Source organism: Paraburkholderia xenovorans LB400, assembly GCF_000013645.1.
Taxonomy (GTDB): domain Bacteria; phylum Pseudomonadota; class Gammaproteobacteria; order Burkholderiales; family Burkholderiaceae; genus Paraburkholderia; species Paraburkholderia xenovorans.
Map to the genome: position 1 here is coordinate 129,583 of NC_007951.1, position 22,598 is coordinate 152,180.

Genomic DNA, 22,598 nt, shown 5'->3' on the forward strand with positions numbered 1-22,598 from the left:
CTATCCAGGCGCCGCAAGACAGTGCGCGATCTGCGCGGCATCGACGCGGGCCAGATCGTCCTGATACTTGAGCAGCACGCCGAGCGTGTCGTGCACGGATTGCGGGTCGAGCTCCGTCACCGACAAGGCTTCCAGCGCGCGGCACCAGTCGATCGTTTCGGCAATGCCGGGCGCCTTGAACAGATCCATGCCGCGCAGCCGATGCACGAAATCCACCGCCCGCCGCTGCAATTCCGCCGATGTTTGCGGCGCGCGAGCGGCAACGATCTCCAGCTCGCGATCGCGTTCCGGATAGCCAATCCATTGATACAGGCAACGGCGCTTCAAGGCGTCATGCACTTCGCGCGTGCGGTTCGACGTCATCACGACGAGCGGCGGCTGCTCCGCGCGGACCGTGCCATATTCGGGAATCGATACCTGGAAGTCCGAGAGCAGTTCCAGCAGAAAGGCTTCGAACGGTTCGTCGGCGCGGTCTATCTCGTCGATCAGCAACACGCGCCGTGCGCCGGGATGATTTTCGTCCGGCATCAGCGCTTGCAGCAGTGGGCGCTTCAGCAGGAATTCGCCGCGATACAAGGTGTCGTTGTCGGGATGCTCGCCGGCGGCTTCGGCCAGACGCAGCGCCATGATCTGGCGCGGATAGTCCCATTCGTAGAGCGCGCTCGCCGTGTCGAGGCCTTCGTAACATTGCAGACGCAACATCGAGGTGCCGAGCATGCCTGCCGCTGCCTTGGCCAGCTCGGTCTTGCCGACGCCCGGCTCGCCTTCGACGAACAGCGGCCGTTCCATGCGCAGCGCGAGATACAGCGCGGTTGCCAGCTCACGGCTGGCGAAATAGCGCTGGGCGGCGAGTTGGGTGAGGGTGTCGTCGATTGAAGCGGGCTGCATGGTGGTCCTGAATCTGCGCAATGAAGCGATGCCAATGAAGCGAGGCGTCGGCGGCGCACGTGAGCGAAGGCGGCTGACGTGCCCGCGCGGGCACGGGTCGCATCAGCCGCGAACGGCGAGGAAAAGCTAAGCGTTCGCCTTCGTCACCGCGCGTGCCGCCAGTACCGGAATCAGATGCGCGCGATATTCGGCGCTCGCGTGCATGTCCGTGTTCAGGTCGGCGCCCGACACCGTCACCGCGCGGGCGGCTTCGGGCGCGAAGTTCGCCGACAACGCGCTTTCCAGCTCCGGTACACGAAACACCGACGCCGCCGCGCCCGTCACCGCAACGCGCACGCCGCTCGCGAACTTCGCGACGAACACGCCGACCAACGCGAAGTGCGAAGCCGGATTGCGGAATTTCTCGTACGCGGCGCGCTCCGGCACCGGAAACTCAACGGCGACGATCAGTTCGTCGGGCGCCAACGCCGTCTCATACATGCCGACGAAAAAATCGCCCGACGTAATGCGCCGCCGGTCCGTGACGATAGTCGCGTCCAGCGCCATCGCCGCGGCCGGATAACAGGCGGCCGGGTCGTTGTTGGCGAGCGAGCCGCCGATCGTGCCGAGCGCGCGCACCTGGCGATCGCCGATATGCGCGGCGAGATCCGCAAGCGCCGGCGATACGCGCCGCAGTTCCGCGTGATCCGCGACATCGGCATGACACACGGCGGCGCCGATCGTCACCGTTTTTCCGTCGACCGTGATCGACTTCAGCGCGGGAATGCGCGTCACGTCGATCAGTTGTGACGGCTGCGCGAGACGCAGCCGCATGGTGGGCAAAAGGCTTTGGCCGCCGGCCAGAAACTTCGCGTCGCTGTCGGCGGTGAGGCTGGCGGCGGCCGCTTTCGGATCCGTCGCGCGTTGATACTCGAATGAATACATGTCGAATGCTCCGCTCAGGATCTCAATGGGCTTGTTTGGCAGCGTGAATCGCGGACCACACGCGATGCGGCGTGGCCGGCATTTGCAGGTCGGTCACGCCGAGCGGCGCGAGCGCGTCGAGGATCGCGTTGATCACCGCCGGCGGCGAGCCGATCGCGCCCGCTTCGCCGCAGCCTTTCACGCCGAGCGGATTGTGCGTGCACGGCGTGCCCTTCGCGGTTTCGACGGTGAAGTCCGGCAGATCGGACGCATGCGGCATCGCGTAATCCATGTACGAGCCGGACAGCAACTGGCCGCTCTCGTTGTCGTATACGCAGCGCTCCAGCATCGCCTGGCCGATGCCCTGAGCGAGCCCGCCATGCACCTGGCCTTCGACGATCATCGGGTTGATCACGTTGCCGAAATCGTCGACCGCGGTGAACTGCTGGATCCGGCACACGCCCGTGTCCGGGTCGACTTCGATCTCGCAGATGTACGCGCCGGATGGATAGGTGAAGTTGGTCGGATCGTAGAACGCGCTTTCTTCGAGGCCGGGTTCGAGCACGTCGAGCGGATAGTTGTGCGGCACGTACGCGGCGAGCGAAATCTCGGCAAACGCCTTGGTGCGATCGGTGCCCGCGACGCGGAATACGCCGTCCTTGAACTCGATGTCTTCCGCAGCGGCTTCGAGCAGGTGCGCGGCGATCTTCTTCGCCTTGGTTTCGATCTTGTCGAGCGCTTTCATGATCGCCGAGCCGCCGACCGCGATGGAACGCGAGCCATACGTGCCCATGCCGAACGGAATGCGGCCGGTGTCGCCGTGGACGATCTCGACGCTTTCCAGCGCAATGCCGAGCCGCTCGGCCACCACTTGCGCGAAGGTTGTCTCATGTCCCTGGCCGTGACTGTGCGAGCCCGTGAACACGGTGACCGATCCGGTGGGATGCACGCGAATCTGACCGACTTCGAACAGGCCGGCCCGCGCGCCCAACGCGCCCGCGATATTCGAAGGCGCGAGACCGCAGGCTTCGATGTAGCACGAATAGCCGAGGCCGCGCAGCTTGCCGTTCTTTTCGGATTCCTGTCTGCGCGCTGCGAAGCCTTTGACGTCCGCGAGTTCGAGCGAACGCGCGAGGATCGTCTCGTAGTCGCCGGTGTCGTAGGTGAGGCCGACCGGCGTCGCGTACGGAAACTCGCGAATGAAATTGCGGCGGCGGATCTCGGCCGGATCGAGCTTCAGTTCGCGCGCGGCCGTTTCGACGAGGCGCTCCACGACATACGTCGCTTCGGGGCGGCCCGCGCCGCGATAGGCGTCGACGGGAACGGTGTTGGTGAAGACCGCTTTCACTTCCGCGTAGATCGCGGGCGTGGCGTACTGGCCGGCGAGCAGCGTGGCGTACAGAATGGTCGGCACGCTGGAGGCGAAGGTGGACAGATACGCGCCCATGTTGGCTGTTGTATGGATGCGCATGGCGAGGAACCTGCCGTCCGCGTCCAGTGCCAGTTCGGCTTTGGTCACGTGATCGCGGCCGTGCGCGTCGGAGACGAACGCTTCCGAGCGCTCGGCCGTCCACTTCACCGGACGGCGGATTTTCTTCGACGCCCAGGTCAGCGCGACGTCTTCGGCGTACAGGAAGATCTTCGATCCGAAGCCGCCGCCCACGTCCGGCGCGATCACGCGCAGTTTCGATTCCGGCAGCGACAGCACGAAGGCGGCCATCAGCAGGCGCTCCACATGCGGATTCTGGTTCGCGACGTAGAGCGTGTAGCTGTCGTCCTGCGCCGAATAGCTCGCGTTGACCGCGCGCGGTTCGATCGCGTTCGGAATCAGCCGGTTGTTGACGATGTCGAGCGTGGTGACGTGCGCGGCTTTGGCGAAGGCGGCGTCGGTGGCGGCTTTGTCGCCGTGGCCCCAGTTGTAGCAGACGTTGTCGGGCACTTCGTCGTGAACGGCGGGCTGGCCGGCGTCGGCTGCATGCGCGGTGTCGACTACCGCCGGCAGCACGTCGTAGTCGACTTCGATCAGTTCGGCGGCGTCTTTGGCGGCCTTGATCGAATCGGCGATGACGAGCGCGACCTGGTCGCCGACGTGGCGCACTTTCGTATGCGCGATGACCGGATGCGGCGGCTCGTTCATCGGCTTGCCGTCGGTGCTGTGGATCAGCCAGCCGCACGGCAGGCCGCCGACGTTGTCAGCGGCCATGTCCGCGCCGGTGAAGATCGCCACCACGCCGGGCGACTGTTTGGCCGCGGTGGTGTCGATGGTGTTGATCTTCGCGTGCGCGTACGGCGAGCGCAGGAATACCGCGTAGGTTTGCTGGGGCAGGACGATGTCGTCGGTGTACTGGCCGTTGCCGGTCAGGAAACGATAGTCTTCCTTACGTTCGACGGAGGCGCCGATCAGGTGAGTTTCGGGTGCGTTCATCGTCGGCTCCTCAGGCGGTGGCCGGTGCGTTGGCCTGCGCGGTGGCATTCGCGGCGGCGTTGGCCGTGCCGGTGGACTTCATGCCTTCGGCGCCTTCGAGCACTGCTTTGACGATGTTGTGATAGCCCGTACAGCGGCACAGATTGCCGTCGAGCTGGGCGCGTACGTCGTCGCCGGTGAGATCCGGCTGGCGCTGGACGAGCGAGACTGCGCTCATCACCATGCCGGGCGTACAGAAGCCGCATTGCAGGCCGTGGCAATGTTTGAAGGCTGCCTGCATGGGATGCAGTGTGCCGTCTTTGGCGAGCCCCTCGATGGTGGTGATTTTCGCGCCGTCCGCCTGCACCGCGAGGATGTTGCAGGATTTGATCGCGCGTCCGTTCAGATGGACCGTGCACGCGCCGCATTGGGCTGTATCGCAGCCGACGTGTGTGCCGGTGAGACGCAGTTGCTCGCGAAGGAACTGGACTAGCAGGGTGCCAGGGTCGATTGAGGCGCTGATGGGCGCGCCGTTCACCGTCAGACTGATGCTGATCGCCATGAAGTTGTCTCCTTATGGGGTGAGACCGGACCTTTTTGCGGTTGTTGTTTGCCTTCGGTTGCCTGTTTTTTTTCGTGGGGCCGGTTGGGGTGTTGCGGGGTTTCTTATGGGGTTGCCGAAAAGTAAAGCACAAATTGGGCTGGGGCGCTATGGGGGGTTTTTTGACTGGTGGGTGGTTTGGGTCGTTGTTTTTTTTGTTGGCCTTTCCTTGAGTTCTTTGTGGTTTATTAGGGTTGCCCCTGTGCGGGGCGGCACTCACTTTCTTTGCATGCCGTGTATGGACCGGAGACATGGGTAACAGGTGTGCGGAGACATGGGTAACACTCTGGGCGAGCGAATCGCCTGGAGCCGGTTATGCCCTGGAACCCGAGAGACACCATGAATTTGCGTCTGGAATTCGTTCAACTGGCCTCGCAGGAAGGCGCCAACCGTCGTGAGTTGTGTCGGCGTTTTGGCATCAGCCCGAAGACCGGCTACAAGTGGCTCGATCGCCACGCAAAGGGTGGCGACACCGCGCTGACGGATCATTCGCGACGGCCCCAGCAGAGCCCGGCACGCACGCCACCGTCGGTCGAGCAGCGGGTGGTCGAACTGCGGCGGGCGCATCCGGCCTGGGGTGGACGCAAGATCAGCCGACGTCTGTGCGATCTGGGTCAAACGGATGTGCCCGCGCCCAGCACCGTGACCGATATCCTGCATCGACACGGGCTGATCGAGCCGGCCGCTTCCGCCGCCGCCACGGCCTGGCAGCGCTTCGAGCACGCGCAGCCCAACGATCTCTGGCAGATGGATTTCAAGGGCTGGTTCGACCTGCAGGACGGACGGCACTGTTCGCCACTGACCATGCTGGACGATCATTCGCGCTACAACGTGACCCTCGATGCCTGCATCAGCACCGACACCCGGATCGTGCAGCATCATCTGGAGCGCACGTTCCGCCGCTACGGGCTGCCGCTGCGCATCAACGCGGACAATGGTTCGCCGTGGGGCAGCCCCAGCCAGCCGGGCCAGTTGACCGAACTGGCCATCTGGCTCATCCGGCTGGGCGTGCGACTGTCGCACAGCCGCGTGGCGCATCCGCAGACCAATGGCAAGGAGGAGCGGTTTCATCGCACGCTGAAGGCCGAGGTGATCGCCGGGCGCCATTTCAGGGACCTGCGCAGCGCCCAGCAGGCGTTCGATGAGTGGCGCTCGGTCTACAACCACCAGCGCCCGCATCAGGCGCTGGACATGGCGACCCCGGTTACGCGCTATCGACCGAGCCCGCGTGCCTACCCCGAGAGCCTGCCGCCGATCGAGTACGGCGCAAACGACCACGTGCAGTACGTGAAGTGGAATGGTGAACTACGCTTCAGGAAGCAGCGCTTCAAGGTATCGAGCGCATTGCATAACCTGCCCGTGGCCATCCGGGAGCGCGTCGGTGAAGAGAACTGCTACGACCTGTTTTTTGCGCATCACCGTTTCGGAACCATCAACCTGAGTCCGCAGGAGTGAGCGGAGCATGTGTTACCCATGTCTCCGCACACCTGTTACCCATGTCTCCGGTCCATACACATGCCGCAAAGAAAGTAAGCAAAGAAAGCGGCTTCACACCGCCAGCCCAGAAGCGGGTCCCCTGGCCTGGAGGAGGCAGTGGTGCATCTGGAATCCGTGCTCTCGCACATTCCGCCCCGGTGACAAGGCCGTCATTCTTCCGGCGGCGCTCCGCGCGCCGTCGCGGTACTTCATCCACCGCCAGCCGTCTCGCGCGTCAGCCACACTTCTCAAGCCCCTGAGCGTTTCTTCCATTCGCAAACCGCCGGCCGTCTCTGCGTCAGCGACAATTCTCGAACCGCTGGCCGTCTGTCGCGCCAGCGGCATTTCCGAACCTTTGGCCGGCTGTTGCGCCGGTGGCGTTCTCGAACCTTTGGCCGGCTGTCGCGCCGGTGGCATTCTTGAACCTTTGGCCGTCTGTTGCGTCGGCGGATCTCCAAGATCCCTGGCCGTTTTGCCTCGGTGGCATTTCTCAATCTTCCGTCCATACAGTCCCTCGCCGAGGCGAAGCCGACGGCTCCCGCGACGCACAAACGCAACCTCCGTCCCGAAGCGAACCGTTCCGGCGAGCGCGGAGCGCGAGGCGGGAAGAATGACGGCCTTGTCACCGGGGCGGAATGTGCGAGAGCACGGATTCCAGATGCACCACTGCCCCCTCCAGGCCAGGGGACCCGCTTCTGGGCTGGCGGTGTGAAGCCGCTTTCTTTGCTTACTTTCTTTGCGGCATGTGTATGGACCGGAGACATGGGTAACAGGTGTGCGGAGACATGGGTAACACATGCTCCGCTCACTCCTGCGGACTCAGGTTGATGGTTCCGAAACGGTGATGCGCAAAAAACAGGTCGTAGCAGTTCTCTTCACCGACGCGCTCCCGGATGGCCACGGGCAGGTTATGCAATGCGCTCGATACCTTGAAGCGCTGCTTCCTGAAGCGTAGTTCACCATTCCACTTCACGTACTGCACGTGGTCGTTTGCGCCGTACTCGATCGGCGGCAGGCTCTCGGGGTAGGCACGCGGGCTCGGTCGATAGCGCGTAACCGGGGTCGCCATGTCCAGCGCCTGATGCGGGCGCTGGTGGTTGTAGACCGAGCGCCACTCATCGAACGCCTGCTGGGCGCTGCGCAGGTCCCTGAAATGGCGCCCGGCGATCACCTCGGCCTTCAGCGTGCGATGAAACCGCTCCTCCTTGCCATTGGTCTGCGGATGCGCCACGCGGCTGTGCGACAGTCGCACGCCCAGCCGGATGAGCCAGATGGCCAGTTCGGTCAACTGGCCCGGCTGGCTGGGGCTGCCCCACGGCGAACCATTGTCCGCGTTGATGCGCAGCGGCAGCCCGTAGCGGCGGAACGTGCGCTCCAGATGATGCTGCACGATCCGGGTGTCGGTGCTGATGCAGGCATCGAGGGTCACGTTGTAGCGCGAATGATCGTCCAGCATGGTCAGTGGCGAACAGTGCCGTCCGTCCTGCAGGTCGAACCAGCCCTTGAAATCCATCTGCCAGAGATCGTTGGGCTGCGCGTGCTCGAAGCGCTGCCAGGCCGTGGCGGCGGCGGAAGCGGCCGGCTCGATCAGCCCGTGTCGATGCAGGATATCGGTCACGGTGCTGGGCGCGGGCACATCCGTTTGACCCAGATCGCACAGACGTCGGCTGATCTTGCGTCCACCCCAGGCCGGATGCGCCCGCCGCAGTTCGACCACCCGCTGCTCGACCGACGGTGGCGTGCGTGCCGGGCTCTGCTGGGGCCGTCGCGAATGATCCGTCAGCGCGGTGTCGCCACCCTTTGCGTGGCGATCGAGCCACTTGTAGCCGGTCTTCGGGCTGATGCCAAAACGCCGACACAACTCACGACGGTTGGCGCCTTCCTGCGAGGCCAGTTGAACGAATTCCAGACGCAAATTCATGGTGTCTCTCGGGTTCCAGGGCATAACCGGCTCCAGGCGATTCGCTCGCCCAGAGTGTTACCCATGTCTCCGCACACCTGTTACCCATGTCTCCGGTCCATACACGGCATGCAAAGAAAGTGAGTGCCGCCCCGCACAGGGGCAACCCTAATAAACCACAAAGAACTCAAGGAAAGGCCAACAAAAAAACACCAACGCACCCACAAACACCAACCAGACAACCCCCCGATTAGCTGCTCAACCTGGAATGCCTCCGCGAATACCCAAAATAAACAACCATCCCAACGAGCAACCAAACCACAAACGCCACCCACGTAACAGCCTGAAGATTAATCATCAGGAAAAGGCAGGAAGCAACCGCCAACACCGGCACAACCGGCACCCCAGGACACCGGAACGCCCGCGGCAATTCAGGATGCGTCTTCCGCAAAACGAGAACCGCAATCGACACCATCGAAAACGCGGCCAACGTGCCGATATTGATCAACTCGGCCAGCACATTCAACGGCACCACCGCCCCGATCAATCCAAAGAAAATCCCCACGAGCCACGTAGTAAAAAACGGCGTAGCGAACCGCGGATGCACCCGCGAAAGCCGCGCCGGCAGCAACCCGTCGCGCGACATGGCGAAAATCACCCGGGTCTGGCCATAAGCCATCACCAGAATCACCGTCAACATACCCAGCACGGCGCCGAGGTCGATAAACCCCGCCACCCACTTTTGCCCCGCAACCTGCAACGCGTACGAGACCGGGTGCGAAATATTCGCGAACTGCGCCGACGGCACGATGCCGGTGACGACGGCGGCCACCGCCACATACAACACCGCGCAAACGCCCAGCGACGCAATGATTCCGATCGGCAGATCGCGCTTCGGATTCTTCACCTCTTCCGCCGCGGACGACACGGAGTCGAAACCGATGAACGCGAAGAACATCACCGCCGCCGCGCCGAACACGCCGTTCCAGCCATTCGGCATGAACGGATGCCAGTTGGCCGGCGTCACATGAAAGACGCCCACGCAGATGACCAGCAACACCACGATCACCTTGATCGCGACCATGATGTTGTTGATCCGCGCCGACTCGCGCACGCCGAACGACAACAGCGCCGTGATCGCCATCATCACGAGGAACGCGGGCAGGTTGAAGAGCGTGTCGTGACCTGGCAACGCACCTGGCGCCGCCGTCAACGCAACCGGCAAGGACACGCCGAAGCCCGACAGCAACGATTGCAGATAACCCGACCAGCCCACCGAGACAGCGGAGGTGGCAAGCCCGTATTCGAGCATCAGGTCCCAGCCGATGATCCATGCGGCCAGTTCGCCGAGCGTCGCATACGAGTACGTGTAGATCGATCCCGCCACCGGAATCGTCGAGGCAAATTCTGCGTAGGCGAGGGCGGCGAAGCCGCAGGCGAGCGCCGCGATCAGGAACGAGATCATCAGCGCCGGGCCGGCCTGCACGGCGCCCGTGCCGGTCAGCACGAAAATACCGGTGCCGATAATGGCGCCGACGCCGAGGAAGGTCAGATCGAGCGCGCCGAGCGCTTTCTTCAAACCGGCGTTCTGAGCACTTGCGGCGATCATGTGCTCGACGCTCTTCTTGCGAAACAGGGACATTGGCGAGGGTCTCCAGTAGTGCACGCGTGTTGCGCGCCGAATGTCGGGAAACCCACGATTTTAGCGGATCGGCACTCTGCACCGTTCTGGCGCGTGCTTTTTACGGCATAGCCGCAAAGCCGAAGAAACCGACGGCCGCGATCCGGATGGGCGGTTCGTCCGCTGCGCGGCCAATCGCAGCAAGGGTTTCGCGCGATGCGCAGGCAGTCGGGAGGGAATTGCTCTCCTGCAAACCGGCCGTGCCGGGCGCGAGCTTTTCAGCACACACAGAGCAGCGTCGGCAGGCGTCGGCGGCGAGAGCGGTCAGCCCGCCATCGCGGGATTCAGATCGATGAGCCGGTTGCTCATCACGTAGAACGTCAGTTCGGCGTTGTTGCGCAGCTTCATCTTTTCGAGCAGACGGGTGCGATAAACGCTGACCGTTTTCACCGACAGCGAGAGCGCCACGGCAATATCCGTCAGCCGCTTGCCCGACGCGAGCATGCACAGCGTCTGATATTCGCGGTCGGAGAGCTTTTCGTGCGGCATCTGTTCGCCGTCGAAGGAAACGTAGTCCGCGAGCGCCTCGGCCATCGCCGGGCTCACGTATTTGCGGCCTGCCGCGACCTGCTGGAGCGCGCCGATCATCTGCGTGGCGTCGACGGTTTTCGACAGGTAGCCGGCGGCGCCCGCTTTCAGCGCGCGCACGGCGTACTGGTCCTCGCGGTACATCGAGAACATCAGCACGGCCACGCGCGGCGCCTTGCGCTTCAGACGCTTGAGTACTTCGACGCCGTTCATGTCGGGCAGCGAAATGTCCAGCAGCACCACGTCGTAGCTGAACCGGGCGACGGCGTCGAGCGCTTCGGCACCGCTTTGCGCTTCGGTCACTTCGCGCGCCACGCCGCGGTCGAGCAGCAACTGACGGACGCCCTGGCGAACCACTGCGTGATCATCGACGAGCAGAATGCGCAGGCTCATGACGTCACGCTCACGATTGCAGGGCGTGCCGACGGGCGCGCGGCGCGTGCGCCAGCATGGCGTCCCAGGCAAAGCGCGCGCGAACGATGGTTCCGCGCGACTGCGTGCCGTTGCCGCTGTCGTCGCCGTTGCGCTCCGCATCGGCGCGCCGTGCGCTGACGCGCAGCGTGCCGTCGAAGGCCGCGCAGCGCGCCTGCATGCCGCTCAGACCGAAATGGCCGTGTCGGCCGCCAGCGTTGCGCGTGACGCCGATGCCGTCGTCGGTCACGATCAGCGTGAGGTGGCGGCGGCTGGTTTCGATGCGCACGTCGGCGGATTCGGCGCGCGCGTGTTTGGCAATATTGTTCAGCGCTTCCTGCGCGACGCGGAATACGGCGAGCGCGGCGTCGGCGGGCAGGCGGGTGAGGCGCACGTCGGCGGCGCAGATGAAACTCGTGCGCAATTGCGTGCGCGCGGCGAAGTCGCCGCTCCAGTGGGCCAACGCGCCGACAATGCCCGCTTCGAGCGACGGCGCATGCAGTTCCGCGACAGCCTGGCGGCTGGCTTCGCACGCGGCATCGAGCGAGCGGTTCGCCACGGCGAGCGCGGCGGCACACTGCGGCGGGGCATCGGCGGGCAGCCAGGTTTCGACGCCGGCGAGCGCGAAGCGGGTGGCGGTCAGCTCGGCGCCTACGCCATCGTGCAACTCGCGCGCCACATGACGGCAAGCGGCTTCCTGCGCCCGGACGAGCTCGGCCGAGAGTTCGCGCACCCGGGCGCGCAACCGTTCGATTTCCAGGTGGGTCGACGAAGCAGGCGCAGCGGACGCGCCGGATCCTTCACGTGCCGATGACGCGGGAAGATGGGCGGCGAACGGGACGACAGTCGACGTATCCATGACCTTCCTTCTCAGAATGCAATGCGGACGGCGAAGCGGGTACGCCGTGGCGGCGCGAAGACGAAAGAACGCATACGGGTCTCAGGCCTCCAGGTGCAAGCCATTGCGCTTAGGGCGCAACAGCCGGATCGCTACAGTGTGACGTAACGAAATTTACATTCAGTAACATGGCGGGCAGGCCACGACAGGCGTGTCAATTTGACTGACAATGCGCCGCGATGATATCTCATAAATAGGAAAAATGCAGTCGCACCAAGGGTTAGCGGCTTGATTTCACGCAATCCATGATGTTTTGTCACGCAATTCCTGTAGGAAGAATGCTGACGCGGAATGTCGTGCGGAAGACATCGATTTGTAACCGGGCAATAAAAAAGGAGCCCGAAGGCTCCTTTCCCTGATTCCGCGGCCAGTGCCGCAAAAATCCAACCGTGGCTTCAGCCAACGAACGCTTTTTCGACCACGTAGTGACCCGGCGCGTTGTTGCTGCCTTCCTGGAAGCCCAGATCGTCGAGCAGCTTGCGCGTGTCGCGCAGCATGTGCGGGCTGCCGCACAGCATGACGCGGTCGTTTTCGAGCGAGAAGCCCGGCACGCCGAGGTCGGCGAACAGCTTTTCGGTTTCGATCAGTTCGGTGATGCGGCCGCGGTTCTGGAACGCTTCGCGCGTGACGGTGGGGTAGTACAGCAGCTTTTCCTGCACCAGTTCGCCCAGATGCTCGTGCGCCGGCAGGTGATCCGTGATGTATTCCTTGTACGCCAGTTCGTCGACGAAACGGCAGGTGTGCGTGAGCACGACGCGCTCGTAGCGGTCGTAAATGTCGGGATCCTTGATGATCGACATGAACGGCGCCAGCCCCGTGCCGGTGGACAGCAGCCACAGCGTCTTGCCCGGCAGCAGGTTGTCGGCCACCAGCGTGCCGACCGGCTTCTTGCCGATCAGGACTTCGTCGCCGACCTTCAGATGCTGCAAACGCGACGTGAGCGGGCCGTCCTGCACCTTGATGCTCAGGAATTCGAGGTGTTCTTCGTAGTTCGCACTCGCGAGGCTGTAGGCGCGGATCAGCGGCTTGCCGTCGACTTCGAGACCCACCATCGTGAACTGGCCGTTTTCGAAACGGAACGACGGATCGCGCGTGCAGGTGAAGCTGAAAAGCGTATCGGTCCAGTGATGGACGCTCAGGACGGTTTGTGAATTCAGGTTGCTCATGGCTTCTTGGATAGTGCGAAAAACAAAGGCGGCCAGTCGTCTTGAGCCGGCCGGCACGGCAAGGGCGATGCTGCGCTAACCCATATGGGAATCACGCGCAATCCGCTATTTTACCGCGCCTGCTGCCTGTAGCGCCGGCGCGACGGTTGAGCGTGGTCAAGCGGGTGACCGAACCCGGAAGCGTCGGCACCGGCGGTCGGTAAAACCGGGCGCCGCGAAGTACGTTGGCATGGATGCGGCCGCGCTTCGGAAGGTACGGCGATGAGCGAAAGCCGCGTACGGCGGCCGCCATCGGCTGTCCGGCATGCGCTGGACAGGCGCGCCGCGCGGGCAACATTTTCAGGATGATACCGAAACCCGCCATGCGCTGCAGCATTGACCCTGCTGATAAAACTGGCAAGAGTCGCACGATTGGTGAGGAAATGGACAATGGCGGGATGCCTGGCGTACGCGTGATGGTGTTTTCATCCGACCCGCGCGGACGTCTCAGGGTTGGTACACAAAGGTGGATAAACCGGTGTAAGACATCCCTGAATTCCAATTGGAATAAGGCTTTTCAAAATTACCGTTTCGATTACTCCGAATTGCGCAAAGTCAACACCAGCGGCGGTGAACCTGAACCGCCGCGCCGCCGAGGCCATCGCGCGACATGGATCAGCAACGCCGCGGCACCCCGCCGGTTACGCCGGAGCCGCCACCCGCTTTTTGCCGCGCTGTTTCAGCACTCGAGCCTGCAACACGATCACGAGCAGCAGGAACACGCCGCGAATCACCGACTGCCAGTACGCCGACAAGCTGATAAAGCCCAGCCCGTTCTCGAAGTTCAGCAGATTGAACACCAGACCCAGCAGCAATACGCCGGCAATCGTCATCGCGATCGAGCCTTCGCCGCCCGTGAGCAACGTGCCGCCGAGCACGACCGCCGAGATGGCGAACAGCTCCCAGCCGACGCCTTCGTTGGGTTGTCCCGCGCCGAACTGCGCGGCGAGGATCACGCCCGCCATGCCGGCGAGCAGGCCGCTCACCGCATAGGCCATCACGAGAGTGCGGTCGACGTTCAGGCCCATCAGCCGCGCGGCTTCCTCGCTGCCGCCGATCGCCAGCGAATGCCGCCCGAAGCGTGTACTGCGCAGCGCGAGCCAGCCGGCCAACGCCGCCACCACGGCGACGATGCCCGGAATCGGCAGCCCGAACAGATCGCCCTGCCCGAAGTTGCCGAAGTTCGATTCCGCGGAGATCGACACCGCATCGTTCTTGCCGAGCAGCAGCGCCACGCCGTGCGCGCCGAGGCTTGTCGCGAGCGTGACGATAAACGGCAGGATCTTCAGGCGCGTGATGATCAGTCCGTTCAGCACGCCGACAGCGAGTCCCGCTGCGCACCCGGCCAGCGCGGCGACCCAACCGCCGTACACGCTGGTCAGCGCGGCGACGACGCTCGCCAGCGCGGCCACCGTGCCCACCGACAGGTCGATGCCGCCCGTGATGATCACGAACGCCATGCCCACCGAGATGAGCGCGAACATCGAGTTGTAGCGCCAGAACGACGTGATGTTGTACGCCGAGCCGAAATGCTCGTAGCGCACGAGACCGAACACGACGAGGGCGGCCAGCGCGAGCAGGATAGGAAGATTCTTTTTCATCGTATCGAGTCCGGAATTTTCTCTGATGCGCGTGAACTAGCGAGACTTACCGCGAGCGCCGCTGCACATAAACGGCGGCGACGATAATGCCGGCCTTGACCACCAGCGCCGCCGCGTCGGGAATGCCGTGCGCGAGCAGCGTGTAGCGCAGCAACTGGATGATCAGCGCGCCGATCAGCGTGCCGCCGATATACGCTTTGCCGCCGGTGAGCGCGGTGCCGCCGACGGCGACTGCCGCGATCGCATCGAGCTCGACGCCGAGCCCGACCACGTTCGCATCCGAGGACGAATTCACCGAGATCGAGATCAACCCCGCCAGTCCCGCGAGCGCCGCACACAGCGTGTAGGCGATCAGCTTCACGGTGGCCGTCGGCACGCCGCACAGATAAGCAGCTTTTTCGTTGCCGCCGGTAATCAGCAGATACTGGCCGAACAGCGTCTTGCGCACGACCCACACGAACAGGGCGACCAGCGCGAGCATCAGCAGCACCTGGAACGGCACGCCCGCCACCTTGCCGAGCGCGATCCACTGGAAGGCGGGCGTGTTGAACGCCTGCAGGCTGCCGTCGGTGACGACCTGCGCGATGCCGCGGCCGGCAATGAACAGCACCAGCGTCGCGACAATCGGCTGCACGGATAACCTCGTCACCAGCAAGCCGTTGAAGACGCCGCACAACGCGGCGGCCAGCACCGGCAGCACGAACGCGAGCGCAATGCCGCCGGGACCGGCAATGTTCAGGAACAGCATCGGCGCGAGCGCACCGGAGATCGCCATCGAGGCGCCCACCGACAGATCGATGCCGCCCGTCGCCACCACCAGCGTCATGCCGATGCCGACGATCACGATCGTCACCACCTGCGTCATGTTGACGTTGAAGGTTTGTAGCGACCAGAAGTGCGGCGTGAAGAACAGGTTGAACAGCACCATCGCGAGCAGAACGATCACTTCGCGCTGCATGGCGAGATGGCGCCATTTGCGCACGGTGGTGGCCGCCGTGGCGCGCGGCGCGGCCGTCATCTGCTGGGCGGTTTCGCCGAGCCGCGGCTCGGTGTGCAACGTTTCGGTGTGCAGCTTAAGCGCCATGACGGTCGCCCTCCAGCGCGTCTTCGATGTGTGCGGCGGTTGCCGTTTGCGCGGCATCGGCCAGTGGCGAATGGCCGTCGCTGCCGTAGGCAATGGCGTCCATGATCGCGGTCTCGCTCATGTCGGCGCCGTTCAGTTCGGCGACCGTGCGGCCGTCGCGGATCACCACGGCGCGGTCGGCCACGGCCGTCAGTTCTTCCAGCTCGGAGGCGGACAGCAGTACGGCGAGGCCCGCGTCGCGCGATTCGCGCACGATCTTCGCTACGTCCGCTTTCGCGCCGACGTCGATACCGCGCGTCGGTTCGTCGAGCAGCAACAGTGAGGGCTCGGCCGCCAGCCAGCGCGCCAGCAGCACTTTCTGCTGATTGCCGCCCGACAGCTCGCGGATAGGCTGATCCGGCGAGCGCAGCTTGATGCCGAGCGACGCAATGAAGCGATCGACGATCGCCTGCTGCTTTTTCACGTCGACCACGCCGTTCTTCGCCAGCGTGCGTAGACAGACGAGCGTGAGGTTGTCGCGCACCGAGAGTTCGGGGACGATGCCTTCGGCCTTGCGGTCTTCGGTGAGATAGGCAAGCCCGCGCGAGATCGCGTCCTGCGGCGACTTCAGCGCCACGTTCTCACCGCCGATCGCAAGCGAACCTCGCTCCAGCGGATCGGCGCCGAACATTAGCCGCATGGTTTCCGTGCGGCCCGAGCCGAGCAGGCCCGCGAGACCCACGGCTTCGCCGGCATGCACTTCGAGCGAGACGTCGCTCACTTTCGGATGCGCGCTCAGATGCGTCGCCGCGATCATCTGCTTGCCGCGGCGCGCGAGGTTCGCTTCGCGTGCTTCCGCGTCTTCCTGGACGACAGCGGCGAGCGTGCGGCCGAGCATCGTCGTGACGAGCTGCAGTTTGTCCATCTCCGCCATCGCGCTTTGCGCGACCGTCTGGCCGTCGCGCATCACCGTGACGCGGTCGCACAGCGCGTACAGTTCATCGAGCCTGTGCGACACGAAGATCACCGCGCGGCCGTCGTCGCGCAGCTTGCGCACCACGGTGAACAGCAACTCCACTTCGCGTTCGTCGAGCGACGAGGTGGACTCGTCCATGATGACCATCTTCGCGTCCGACGACACCGCACGCGCCAGTGCCACCATCTGCTGAATGGCGGTCGAATAGCGGCCAACCGGTTTCTTCACATCGATCTGCAAGCCGAACGATTCGAGCAGCGCGGCGGCGCGTTGCTGTACCGCGCGCCAGTCGATCAAACCAAAACGGCGCGGTTCGCGGCCGAGGAAAATGTTCTCCGCCACCGAGCGGAACGGTACCAGATTGATCTCCTGATAGATCGTGCTGATGCCGGCTTCGCGCGCCTGCTTGGGCGTGCGGAAATCGACCTCGCGGCCTTCGAAGCGCACGCTGCCCGAGCCGCGCCGATAGGCGCCGGTCAGGATCTTGATCATGGTCGATTTGCCCGCGCCGTTCTGGCCGATCAGCGCATGCACTTCGCCGGCGGCGACGCTCAGATGAGCGCCGCGCAACGCGGGCACGCCGCCGAAGCTGATGCCGATGTCCTGCATGTCGAGCAGCGGCGAACGGGTAAGGGGAGAGTGTGGCGTCTCTTTGCCGGATTCCGTCACGGGTTTCCTCCTGATGCATGTGCGGCTTTGTTTGCCACATGCACGCTGGCTATGCATTGCACGTGCGAGCCGGTGCGGCCCTTCGTTCGGGGCACTTATGCGGCCGATGTCGCTGAATCATGGTACGCCGCATAAAAGCGAAGCGACGGTTCGTGCTGCCACGAACCCGTCGCTCCGAACCCTTCCCGTCGCCCGCCCCCCGAGGAGACCGATTCGGGGCGAGGACGTCCTGCGAGGCAATCCCCCGGTCCCGACTTCTCGCAGAGCACCGGCTTGGGGACGGGGGATTTCCTTCGGTGCGCCGCCGGAGCGCGTGGACGCTCCGTTAAGGCACGGCGCTCGAACTTCGAAACTGCGCAGACAGCGCCGCTTCGCGATCAATAGCCGTACTGCATGTTCTGCTGCACGTTGCTCTTGTCGTAGAACTTGTCGGACACCTTGACCCACGTCGGGATCTTTTCGCCCTTCGCGTAACGCTGTGCGACGTCGCACGCGAGCGGGCCGAAGAACGGGCTCGACTGCACGCTTGCGCCGAGTTCACCGGCCGCGATCGCGTCCATGCCACCCTTGGTGCCGTCGATCGTGACGATCTGGATGTCCTTGCCCGGCTGCTTGCCGGCGGCCTTGATCGCGGCGATCGCGCCGAGTGCCATTTCGTCGTTGTGCGCGTACACGGCGGTCACGTCGGGATGCGCCTGCAACAGCGTTTCCATGACCTGGCGGCCCTTGTCGCGCGCGAAGTCGCCGCTTTGCGACGCGATGATCGTCATGCCCGGATTCTTCGCGATGATCTCGTCGAAGCCCTTCTTGCGATCGTTCGCGGCGGACGCGCCAGTGGTGCCTTCGAGTTCGATGATCTTCGCCTTGCCGCCCGTCGCCTTGACGAGCCAGTCAGCGGCGCGATGACCCTGATCGATGAAGTCCGAGCCGATGAACGTGATGTAGTCGCGGCCCGCCTTGGCGACCGACTGATCGACGTCGCGGTCGACCAGGATCACCGGAATGCCGGCCTTTTTGGCTTGCAGCACGATCGGCGCGAGCGGTTTTTCTTCGCGCGGCGGGAACACCAGCAGATCGACGTGCTGCGCGATCATGTTCTGGATATCCGACACCTGCTTGGAGTTCGAACTGTTGGCGTCGGTCAGGACCAACTGCCAGCCGCACTTCGCGGCGACGTCCTTGAAGCTCTTGGTTTCCGCGAGACGCCACGGATTGTTGCTTTCGGTCTGCGCGAAGCCGACCTTCAGCGGAGTCTTGCTGGGCAGCTTGGGCAACGCGTCGTCGGCGTGCGCGGTGGCGACGCCGAAACCGATTGCCAGAGCCAGCAGCGAACCCGCCAGCGGACGAATCTGCTGCTTGCGCACGTGACTGCGCGACTGCGTGTTGAGCGACGCCATGTCTTCCTCCAGTACCTGGTGAGGTAGGTATATTTGCTTTTAGTGTTGCTCCTGCCGGCCGGCGGTGTTTGCCCGACCCGACGTGCCGATTATTTCACCTGAAATTATTATCGGTCAATCACTAATAATATTAGTTATTGGCTTTTTTGCCTCGGTAATTACCCTGACCGAAGCGCGTTCGACAAGCGGACCGTCGAGCTTGACCATGCGATGCCGAACCGGCGCGCCGGCGGCGCGATTGTGTTCTTCCTGCAGCAGGGTTTCGACGGCCCAGCGCCCCAGTTCGTAGTTCGGCAGCACGACGGTCGAGAGAGGCGGATGCGTATGACGGGCGATTTCCTGGTCGTCGTAGCCGAGCACGGAGACGTCTTCGGGCACGCGCAGGCCGAGTTGTTTCAGGGCTTCGATGGCGCCGATGGCGGTCAGGTCGTTGGCGCAGAAAATCGCGGTCGGTGGATTGGGCTCGCGCATCAGCGAGAGCGTCAGTTCAAAGCCGAGGCCCGAACTCCAGTCGCCGTCGCGCACCATTTCCGGCGCGAAAGGCAGGTCGGCGGTGGCGAGCGCGGTGCGGTAGCCTTTGAGCCGGTCTTTCGACGCATCCTGCCAGGGTTCGCCGTTGATATAGCCGATCCGCCGGTGTCCGGCCTGCAACAGGTAGTCGGTCGCCAGGTGACCGCCGGCCACTTCAGCGGGCACCACCGACGAAAACCCGCCTTCGCCCGTATAGCAATTCAGCAGCACGGTCGGCACCTGCGAGAGCGCCACCGGCGGCGTCACCTTGCGCGTATAGACGGTCGCGTAAATCACGCCGAACACGTGCGGATTCGACAGCGTGGCGTCCAGCACCTGCTTTTCGATGTCGGCGTTGCCGTGCGTCGAATAGACCGCCAGCATCTTGCCGCTCGCGTAGGCCGCGTCACGCGCGCCGTCGACGTTGACGACCGGATGCGGACTCGTGGAAATTTCGTCGGCCAGATAGACGATCAGATTGCGCTCGTCGCTCGAAGCCGATACCGGCTCGCGCAGCGACAGCCGGTAGCCGAGGTCGTGCGCGGCTTTCAGCACCTTGTTGCGGGTGGCCTCGGAGAACTTCGCGCCGGTCGCGTTGTTCAGCACGAGCGAGACTGTCGATTGCGACACGCCAGTGAGCTTGGCGATGTCGGTCATGGTCGGACGGCGCTGGGTCGATTTTTTCATTGTGCGGGCCGCGCTGCAGCGGCGCTGGAACTGGGGCATGCCGTGGGCATCGTGGTGTTGACGGTACCACTAATAATATGCGCGCGGCAACGCGCGCTAACCCGCCATCTGGGAGGTGACGATCGATCGTCGCACACAGCTGGGTCGGCCAATTTATTATTAATAATATTGACGGGTGCGCTTTGGCATGCGATTCTCGGTCGCGCGGGCCTGGACAGTCCGCCGGTCGTGCGCTGTGCGCGGCATGCAACAGGAGACCTCGATGGAGACACCGCGACGCGTTCATGCCGCCATCCGTCCGAGCTCCCGCCTTTTCTGACCATGCGCGACGTTTCCTCGAATTCGACCCGGCCGTCCGCGACCGGACTCATGTGGCTCGACGATCCCGCGATCGTCGCCACCGTCGTCACGCTTTCGGCGGGCGCGCAGCGTGTCGTGATCGCGCCCGAAGTGGGCGGCGCGCTGGCGGCTTTCTACGAAACGACGCCTGACGGCCCCTTGCACTGGTTACGGCCGGCCGCGCCGGCCGCCTTCGCCGAACGCGATCCGCTGCGCATGGCGAGTTTTCCGCTCCTTCCGTACTGCAACCGGATTCGCGACGCGCGTTTCGAATTCGACGGCGGCACCATCGACCTTGCCGGCAACGACGCGCGTTTCGCCCACGCGCTGCACGGCAATGCGTGGCGGCATCCGTGGCAAGTGGGAGCGCGCACGGAGAGCTCGGTGGAGCTGCACTTCGAACACGAACCGGATTCGCGCTTACGCGGCGACTGGCCGTTCCGTTATCGCGCGCAGCAGCGAATCGAGTTGAGCGGCGGCGCGCTCCACATCACGCTGTCCGCACAAAACCTTGCCGCGCGGCCGATGCCGTTCGGCATGGGCCATCACCCGTACTATCCGCGCACCGCGCAAACCCGGGTGTACGCCGAAGTGGGCGCCATGTGGCATGCTGACGCCGACGTGCTGCCCACACATCTCGGCCCGCATCCGGCCGTGGCTGCGTTGCGCGAGGGCATGTCCGCCGACGCCTTCGATCTCGACAACAACTTTGCGAACTGGTCGCGCGAGGCGACCATTGCGTGGCCCGACGAACACCGCCGCCTGACGATGATCGCCGACGCGCCATTCGATCACATGGTGGTGTTCGCGCCGGCCAACGAGGCGCAACTGTGCGTGGAACCGGTGACGAACACCACCGATTGCTTCAACGCGGTCGGCATGCGTGAGCAGGTAGGCGGCTGCGTGTTGCAGCCTGGCGAGAAGATCGCCGCGACGGTGAAATGGACGCCGCACAAAAACTAGCGTGCAGCGCCTGTGCCCGCATTTGCTTTTTTGCCTCTTTGCCTATTCGAGCCGCAGGCGTGCCATATACGGCAAGTGATCCGAGAGCCATGCGGTTTCCTGGGTCGGCTGGATCCATTCGACCGGCTTCATGCCGCGCACGAACATTTTGTCGAGCGCAAGCGCCGGTGAAAAAGCCGGAAAGGTGCGGCCAGATTCGCCAAGCAGCGTGGCCACTTCCTGCAGACCATGCTCACGGAAGAGCGGCACGGAATCGTTGCGCCAGTCGTTGAAGTCGCCGGCAAGCACGAGTGGACCTTGCGGTGCTTCCTTCGCGATCCAGTGCGCGATCCAGTTCATCTGACGCAAGCGGGCCGAGCGCGTGAGCGCAAGATGCGCGCACAGCAGCGTGACCGAGTGACCGCCAAAGGTGGCGCGCGCCACCAGTAACCCACGCTTTTCGAAGCGATGCGCGGAGATGTCCCAGCGTCCGCCGAGATCGAGCGGATGCGGCGAAAGGATCGCATTGCCATGCCGCCACGATGGTTTGAAGACGTTCGGTCCGAGCGCGATTTCGAGCTCCAGCGCGCGTGCGATTTCCGTGGCCTGGCAATGCCAGACATCGCTCAGCGGATCGGCTAGCGGCGCGCCGAAACTGCTCGCCAGCACCGGCGCGGGCATGCGCCGCGCCATCGCTTCCTGTAAAAAATAGGCGTCCGCGTGGGTGGATTGCACCCAGCGCTGCATGGCCTGCCAGGCCTGAAAGCCGAGCGGTGTACGGCCTTTATGCAGGTTCCAGCTCACCGCAATGAAATCCTTGGGCGCTACGCTCTCGCGGATCAGTTCTTCGGGGTTTCGCATGCCGCGTTGTCCACGTGTTCTGTTTGGGGGCGTCGGTTAGTCGCGTGCTGTGGGAGTGTGCTCGTGCGTGTTCCTGGCACCGGTTCGATCAGTTTGCCGTGTTGGCGCTGTCCGCGAGACTTGCACGCACGCGGTAGACGAGGTTCGGGTCTTTATCGACGATGGTCCAGCTGGCCCATTGCCCCGGCGCCACCTTCAGACCGGGATGGCTCGCGCTCACCTGGCGCGGTTGCGGCGGCAGCTTGCAGCCGGTGTCGGTTTGCCGGGCCGCGTCTTCCTCGAACGTTTCCTGCGCTTCGATCGACAACGTGACTCCGCTCGCGTCCGCCAGCAGCGGCGAGACGGTGAGCGTGCGCGCCAGATCGATGCTGCCGCCGGGCTGATCCTTGCAGCCGACGTTATGCTGCACGATCTTGTGATGCGTGTCCGTACGCGCCTGACCAACCGTGGTGGTGCCGTCGAACGCGTCGATCTGCTGGCCGTCGCGCATGACCTGCAACTGCCATTGCACGACCTGCTGCGCCGGCCGTGGCGGGGTATTTTGTTGTGTGCCTTGTGCGCTTTGTTGTGCATTCGCAAGCAACGAAGTGCCGAGCAGCACGGCCACGATACTGGTTTTCCACATAGAAGAAAGTCTCCGGTCACCGGATCCGGCGCC

19 protein-coding genes are annotated in these 22,598 nt (G+C 64.0%); 2 read left to right on the plus strand and 17 right to left on the minus strand.

Annotation, left to right across the window (positions count from 1 at the left end):
* The 4 genes from BXE_RS00540 to BXE_RS00555 all read right to left on the minus strand — a co-directional run bounded on the left by BXE_RS00540 (position 1) and on the right by BXE_RS00555 (position 4,757).
* Positions 1-888, minus strand: a complete 888-nt coding sequence (locus tag BXE_RS00540) for an AAA family ATPase (RefSeq protein WP_011486496.1) — start codon at positions 886-888, stop codon at positions 1-3.
* Between the two features lie 126 nt (positions 889-1,014).
* Entirely contained in the window at positions 1,015-1,812 is a 798-nt protein-coding gene (locus BXE_RS00545) for an FAD binding domain-containing protein (RefSeq protein ID WP_011486497.1), read from the minus strand.
* A gap of 22 nt (positions 1,813-1,834) precedes the next feature.
* Complete coding sequence (locus BXE_RS00550; protein WP_011486498.1) at positions 1,835-4,216, minus strand: xanthine dehydrogenase family protein molybdopterin-binding subunit; 2,382 nt, start codon at positions 4,214-4,216, stop codon at positions 1,835-1,837.
* 10 nt (positions 4,217-4,226) lie between these two features.
* Positions 4,227-4,757, minus strand: a complete 531-nt coding sequence (locus tag BXE_RS00555) for a (2Fe-2S)-binding protein (protein WP_011486499.1) — start codon at positions 4,755-4,757, stop codon at positions 4,227-4,229.
* Between the two features lie 354 nt (positions 4,758-5,111).
* Between BXE_RS00555 and BXE_RS00560 the strand changes: the two genes are divergently transcribed.
* Positions 5,112-6,251, plus strand: coding sequence for an IS481-like element ISBxe3 family transposase (locus BXE_RS00560; protein ID WP_011486500.1), 1,140 nt, complete (start codon positions 5,112-5,114; stop codon positions 6,249-6,251).
* A gap of 826 nt (positions 6,252-7,077) precedes the next feature.
* Here BXE_RS00560 and BXE_RS00570 read toward each other — a convergent pair.
* The 11 genes from BXE_RS00570 to BXE_RS00620 form a co-directional block, all read right to left on the minus strand.
* Complete coding sequence (locus tag BXE_RS00570; protein WP_011486500.1) at positions 7,078-8,217, minus strand: IS481-like element ISBxe3 family transposase; 1,140 nt, start codon at positions 8,215-8,217, stop codon at positions 7,078-7,080.
* Positions 8,218-8,422: 205 nt separating this feature from the next.
* Complete coding sequence (locus BXE_RS00575; RefSeq protein WP_011486501.1) at positions 8,423-9,814, minus strand: amino acid permease; 1,392 nt, start codon at positions 9,812-9,814, stop codon at positions 8,423-8,425.
* Between the two features lie 303 nt (positions 9,815-10,117).
* Positions 10,118-10,774: a response regulator transcription factor RqpR gene (gene rqpR / locus BXE_RS00580; RefSeq protein ID WP_011486502.1), complete on the minus strand. Its 657-nt coding sequence runs from the start codon at positions 10,772-10,774 to the stop codon at positions 10,118-10,120.
* Between the two features lie 10 nt (positions 10,775-10,784).
* Positions 10,785-11,651 (minus strand): sensor histidine kinase, encoded by an 867-nt coding sequence (locus BXE_RS00585; RefSeq protein WP_011486503.1) that lies wholly within the window; start codon positions 11,649-11,651, stop codon positions 10,785-10,787.
* Between the two features lie 434 nt (positions 11,652-12,085).
* Entirely contained in the window at positions 12,086-12,856 is a 771-nt protein-coding gene (locus BXE_RS00590) for a ferredoxin--NADP reductase (RefSeq protein WP_011486504.1), read from the minus strand.
* 91 nt (positions 12,857-12,947) lie between these two features.
* On the minus strand, positions 12,948-13,232 hold the full coding sequence (locus BXE_RS00595) for a hypothetical protein (protein ID WP_011486505.1): 285 nt from the start codon (positions 13,230-13,232) through the stop codon (positions 12,948-12,950).
* Between the two features lie 304 nt (positions 13,233-13,536).
* Complete coding sequence (locus BXE_RS00600) at positions 13,537-14,496, minus strand: ABC transporter permease (protein WP_011486506.1); 960 nt, start codon at positions 14,494-14,496, stop codon at positions 13,537-13,539.
* Between the two features lie 46 nt (positions 14,497-14,542).
* A complete protein-coding gene (locus BXE_RS00605; protein ID WP_011486507.1) occupies positions 14,543-15,514 on the minus strand; it encodes an ABC transporter permease in 972 nt (323 codons plus the stop codon).
* A gap of 55 nt (positions 15,515-15,569) precedes the next feature.
* Complete coding sequence (locus BXE_RS00610) at positions 15,570-17,144, minus strand: sugar ABC transporter ATP-binding protein (protein WP_233518851.1); 1,575 nt, start codon at positions 17,142-17,144, stop codon at positions 15,570-15,572.
* Between the two features lie 437 nt (positions 17,145-17,581).
* A complete protein-coding gene (locus BXE_RS00615) occupies positions 17,582-18,601 on the minus strand; it encodes an ABC transporter substrate-binding protein (protein WP_011486509.1) in 1,020 nt (339 codons plus the stop codon).
* A 114-nt stretch (positions 18,602-18,715) separates the two neighbouring features.
* Entirely contained in the window at positions 18,716-19,768 is a 1,053-nt protein-coding gene (locus tag BXE_RS00620; RefSeq protein WP_038457078.1) for a LacI family DNA-binding transcriptional regulator, read from the minus strand.
* A gap of 351 nt (positions 19,769-20,119) precedes the next feature.
* Here BXE_RS00620 and BXE_RS00625 point away from each other — a divergent pair, with 351 nt between their 5' ends.
* Positions 20,120-21,100: an aldose 1-epimerase gene (locus BXE_RS00625; protein ID WP_085953597.1), complete on the plus strand. Its 981-nt coding sequence runs from the start codon at positions 20,120-20,122 to the stop codon at positions 21,098-21,100.
* 42 nt (positions 21,101-21,142) lie between these two features.
* Here the strand turns inward: BXE_RS00625 and BXE_RS00630 are convergent, their stop codons facing one another.
* Both BXE_RS00630 and BXE_RS00635 read right to left on the minus strand, forming a co-directional pair.
* Complete coding sequence (locus BXE_RS00630; protein WP_011486512.1) at positions 21,143-21,940, minus strand: endonuclease/exonuclease/phosphatase family protein; 798 nt, start codon at positions 21,938-21,940, stop codon at positions 21,143-21,145.
* A gap of 88 nt (positions 21,941-22,028) precedes the next feature.
* Positions 22,029-22,565 (minus strand): hypothetical protein, encoded by a 537-nt coding sequence (locus BXE_RS00635; protein WP_011486513.1) that lies wholly within the window; start codon positions 22,563-22,565, stop codon positions 22,029-22,031.
* Positions 22,566-22,598: the final 33 nt, after the last annotated feature.

What these genes read in the sequence shown, in the direction of transcription:
- BXE_RS00555 (WP_011486499.1), bottom strand. Translation starts at nt 4,757, where the DNA reads ATGGCGATCAGCATCAGTCTGACGGTGAACGGCGCGCCCATCAGCGCC.
- BXE_RS00595 (WP_011486505.1), bottom strand. Translation starts at nt 13,232, where the DNA reads ATGCTGCAGCGCATGGCGGGTTTCGGTATCATCCTGAAAATGTTGCCC.
- BXE_RS00605 (WP_011486507.1), bottom strand. Translation starts at nt 15,514, where the DNA reads ATGACGGCCGCGCCGCGCGCCACGGCGGCCACCACCGTGCGCAAATGG.
- BXE_RS00625 (WP_085953597.1), top strand. Translation starts at nt 20,120, where the DNA reads ATGCGCGACGTTTCCTCGAATTCGACCCGGCCGTCCGCGACCGGACTC.
- BXE_RS00600 (WP_011486506.1), bottom strand. Translation starts at nt 14,496, where the DNA reads ATGAAAAAGAATCTTCCTATCCTGCTCGCGCTGGCCGCCCTCGTCGTG.
- BXE_RS00610 (WP_233518851.1), bottom strand. Translation starts at nt 17,144, where the DNA reads ATGCAGGACATCGGCATCAGCTTCGGCGGCGTGCCCGCGTTGCGCGGC.
- BXE_RS00635 (WP_011486513.1), bottom strand. Translation starts at nt 22,565, where the DNA reads ATGTGGAAAACCAGTATCGTGGCCGTGCTGCTCGGCACTTCGTTGCTT.
- BXE_RS00570 (WP_011486500.1), bottom strand. Translation starts at nt 8,217, where the DNA reads ATGCCCTGGAACCCGAGAGACACCATGAATTTGCGTCTGGAATTCGTT.
- BXE_RS00620 (WP_038457078.1), bottom strand. Translation starts at nt 19,768, where the DNA reads ATGACCGACATCGCCAAGCTCACTGGCGTGTCGCAATCGACAGTCTCG.
- BXE_RS00615 (WP_011486509.1), bottom strand. Translation starts at nt 18,601, where the DNA reads ATGGCGTCGCTCAACACGCAGTCGCGCAGTCACGTGCGCAAGCAGCAG.
- BXE_RS00550 (WP_011486498.1), bottom strand. Translation starts at nt 4,216, where the DNA reads ATGAACGCACCCGAAACTCACCTGATCGGCGCCTCCGTCGAACGTAAG.
- BXE_RS00585 (WP_011486503.1), bottom strand. Translation starts at nt 11,651, where the DNA reads ATGGATACGTCGACTGTCGTCCCGTTCGCCGCCCATCTTCCCGCGTCA.
- BXE_RS00560 (WP_011486500.1), top strand. Translation starts at nt 5,112, where the DNA reads ATGCCCTGGAACCCGAGAGACACCATGAATTTGCGTCTGGAATTCGTT.
- BXE_RS00590 (WP_011486504.1), bottom strand. Translation starts at nt 12,856, where the DNA reads ATGAGCAACCTGAATTCACAAACCGTCCTGAGCGTCCATCACTGGACC.
- BXE_RS00630 (WP_011486512.1), bottom strand. Translation starts at nt 21,940, where the DNA reads ATGCGAAACCCCGAAGAACTGATCCGCGAGAGCGTAGCGCCCAAGGAT.
- BXE_RS00575 (WP_011486501.1), bottom strand. Translation starts at nt 9,814, where the DNA reads ATGTCCCTGTTTCGCAAGAAGAGCGTCGAGCACATGATCGCCGCAAGT.
- rqpR (WP_011486502.1), bottom strand. Translation starts at nt 10,774, where the DNA reads ATGAGCCTGCGCATTCTGCTCGTCGATGATCACGCAGTGGTTCGCCAG.
- BXE_RS00545 (WP_011486497.1), bottom strand. Translation starts at nt 1,812, where the DNA reads ATGTATTCATTCGAGTATCAACGCGCGACGGATCCGAAAGCGGCCGCC.
- BXE_RS00540 (WP_011486496.1), bottom strand. Translation starts at nt 888, where the DNA reads ATGCAGCCCGCTTCAATCGACGACACCCTCACCCAACTCGCCGCCCAG.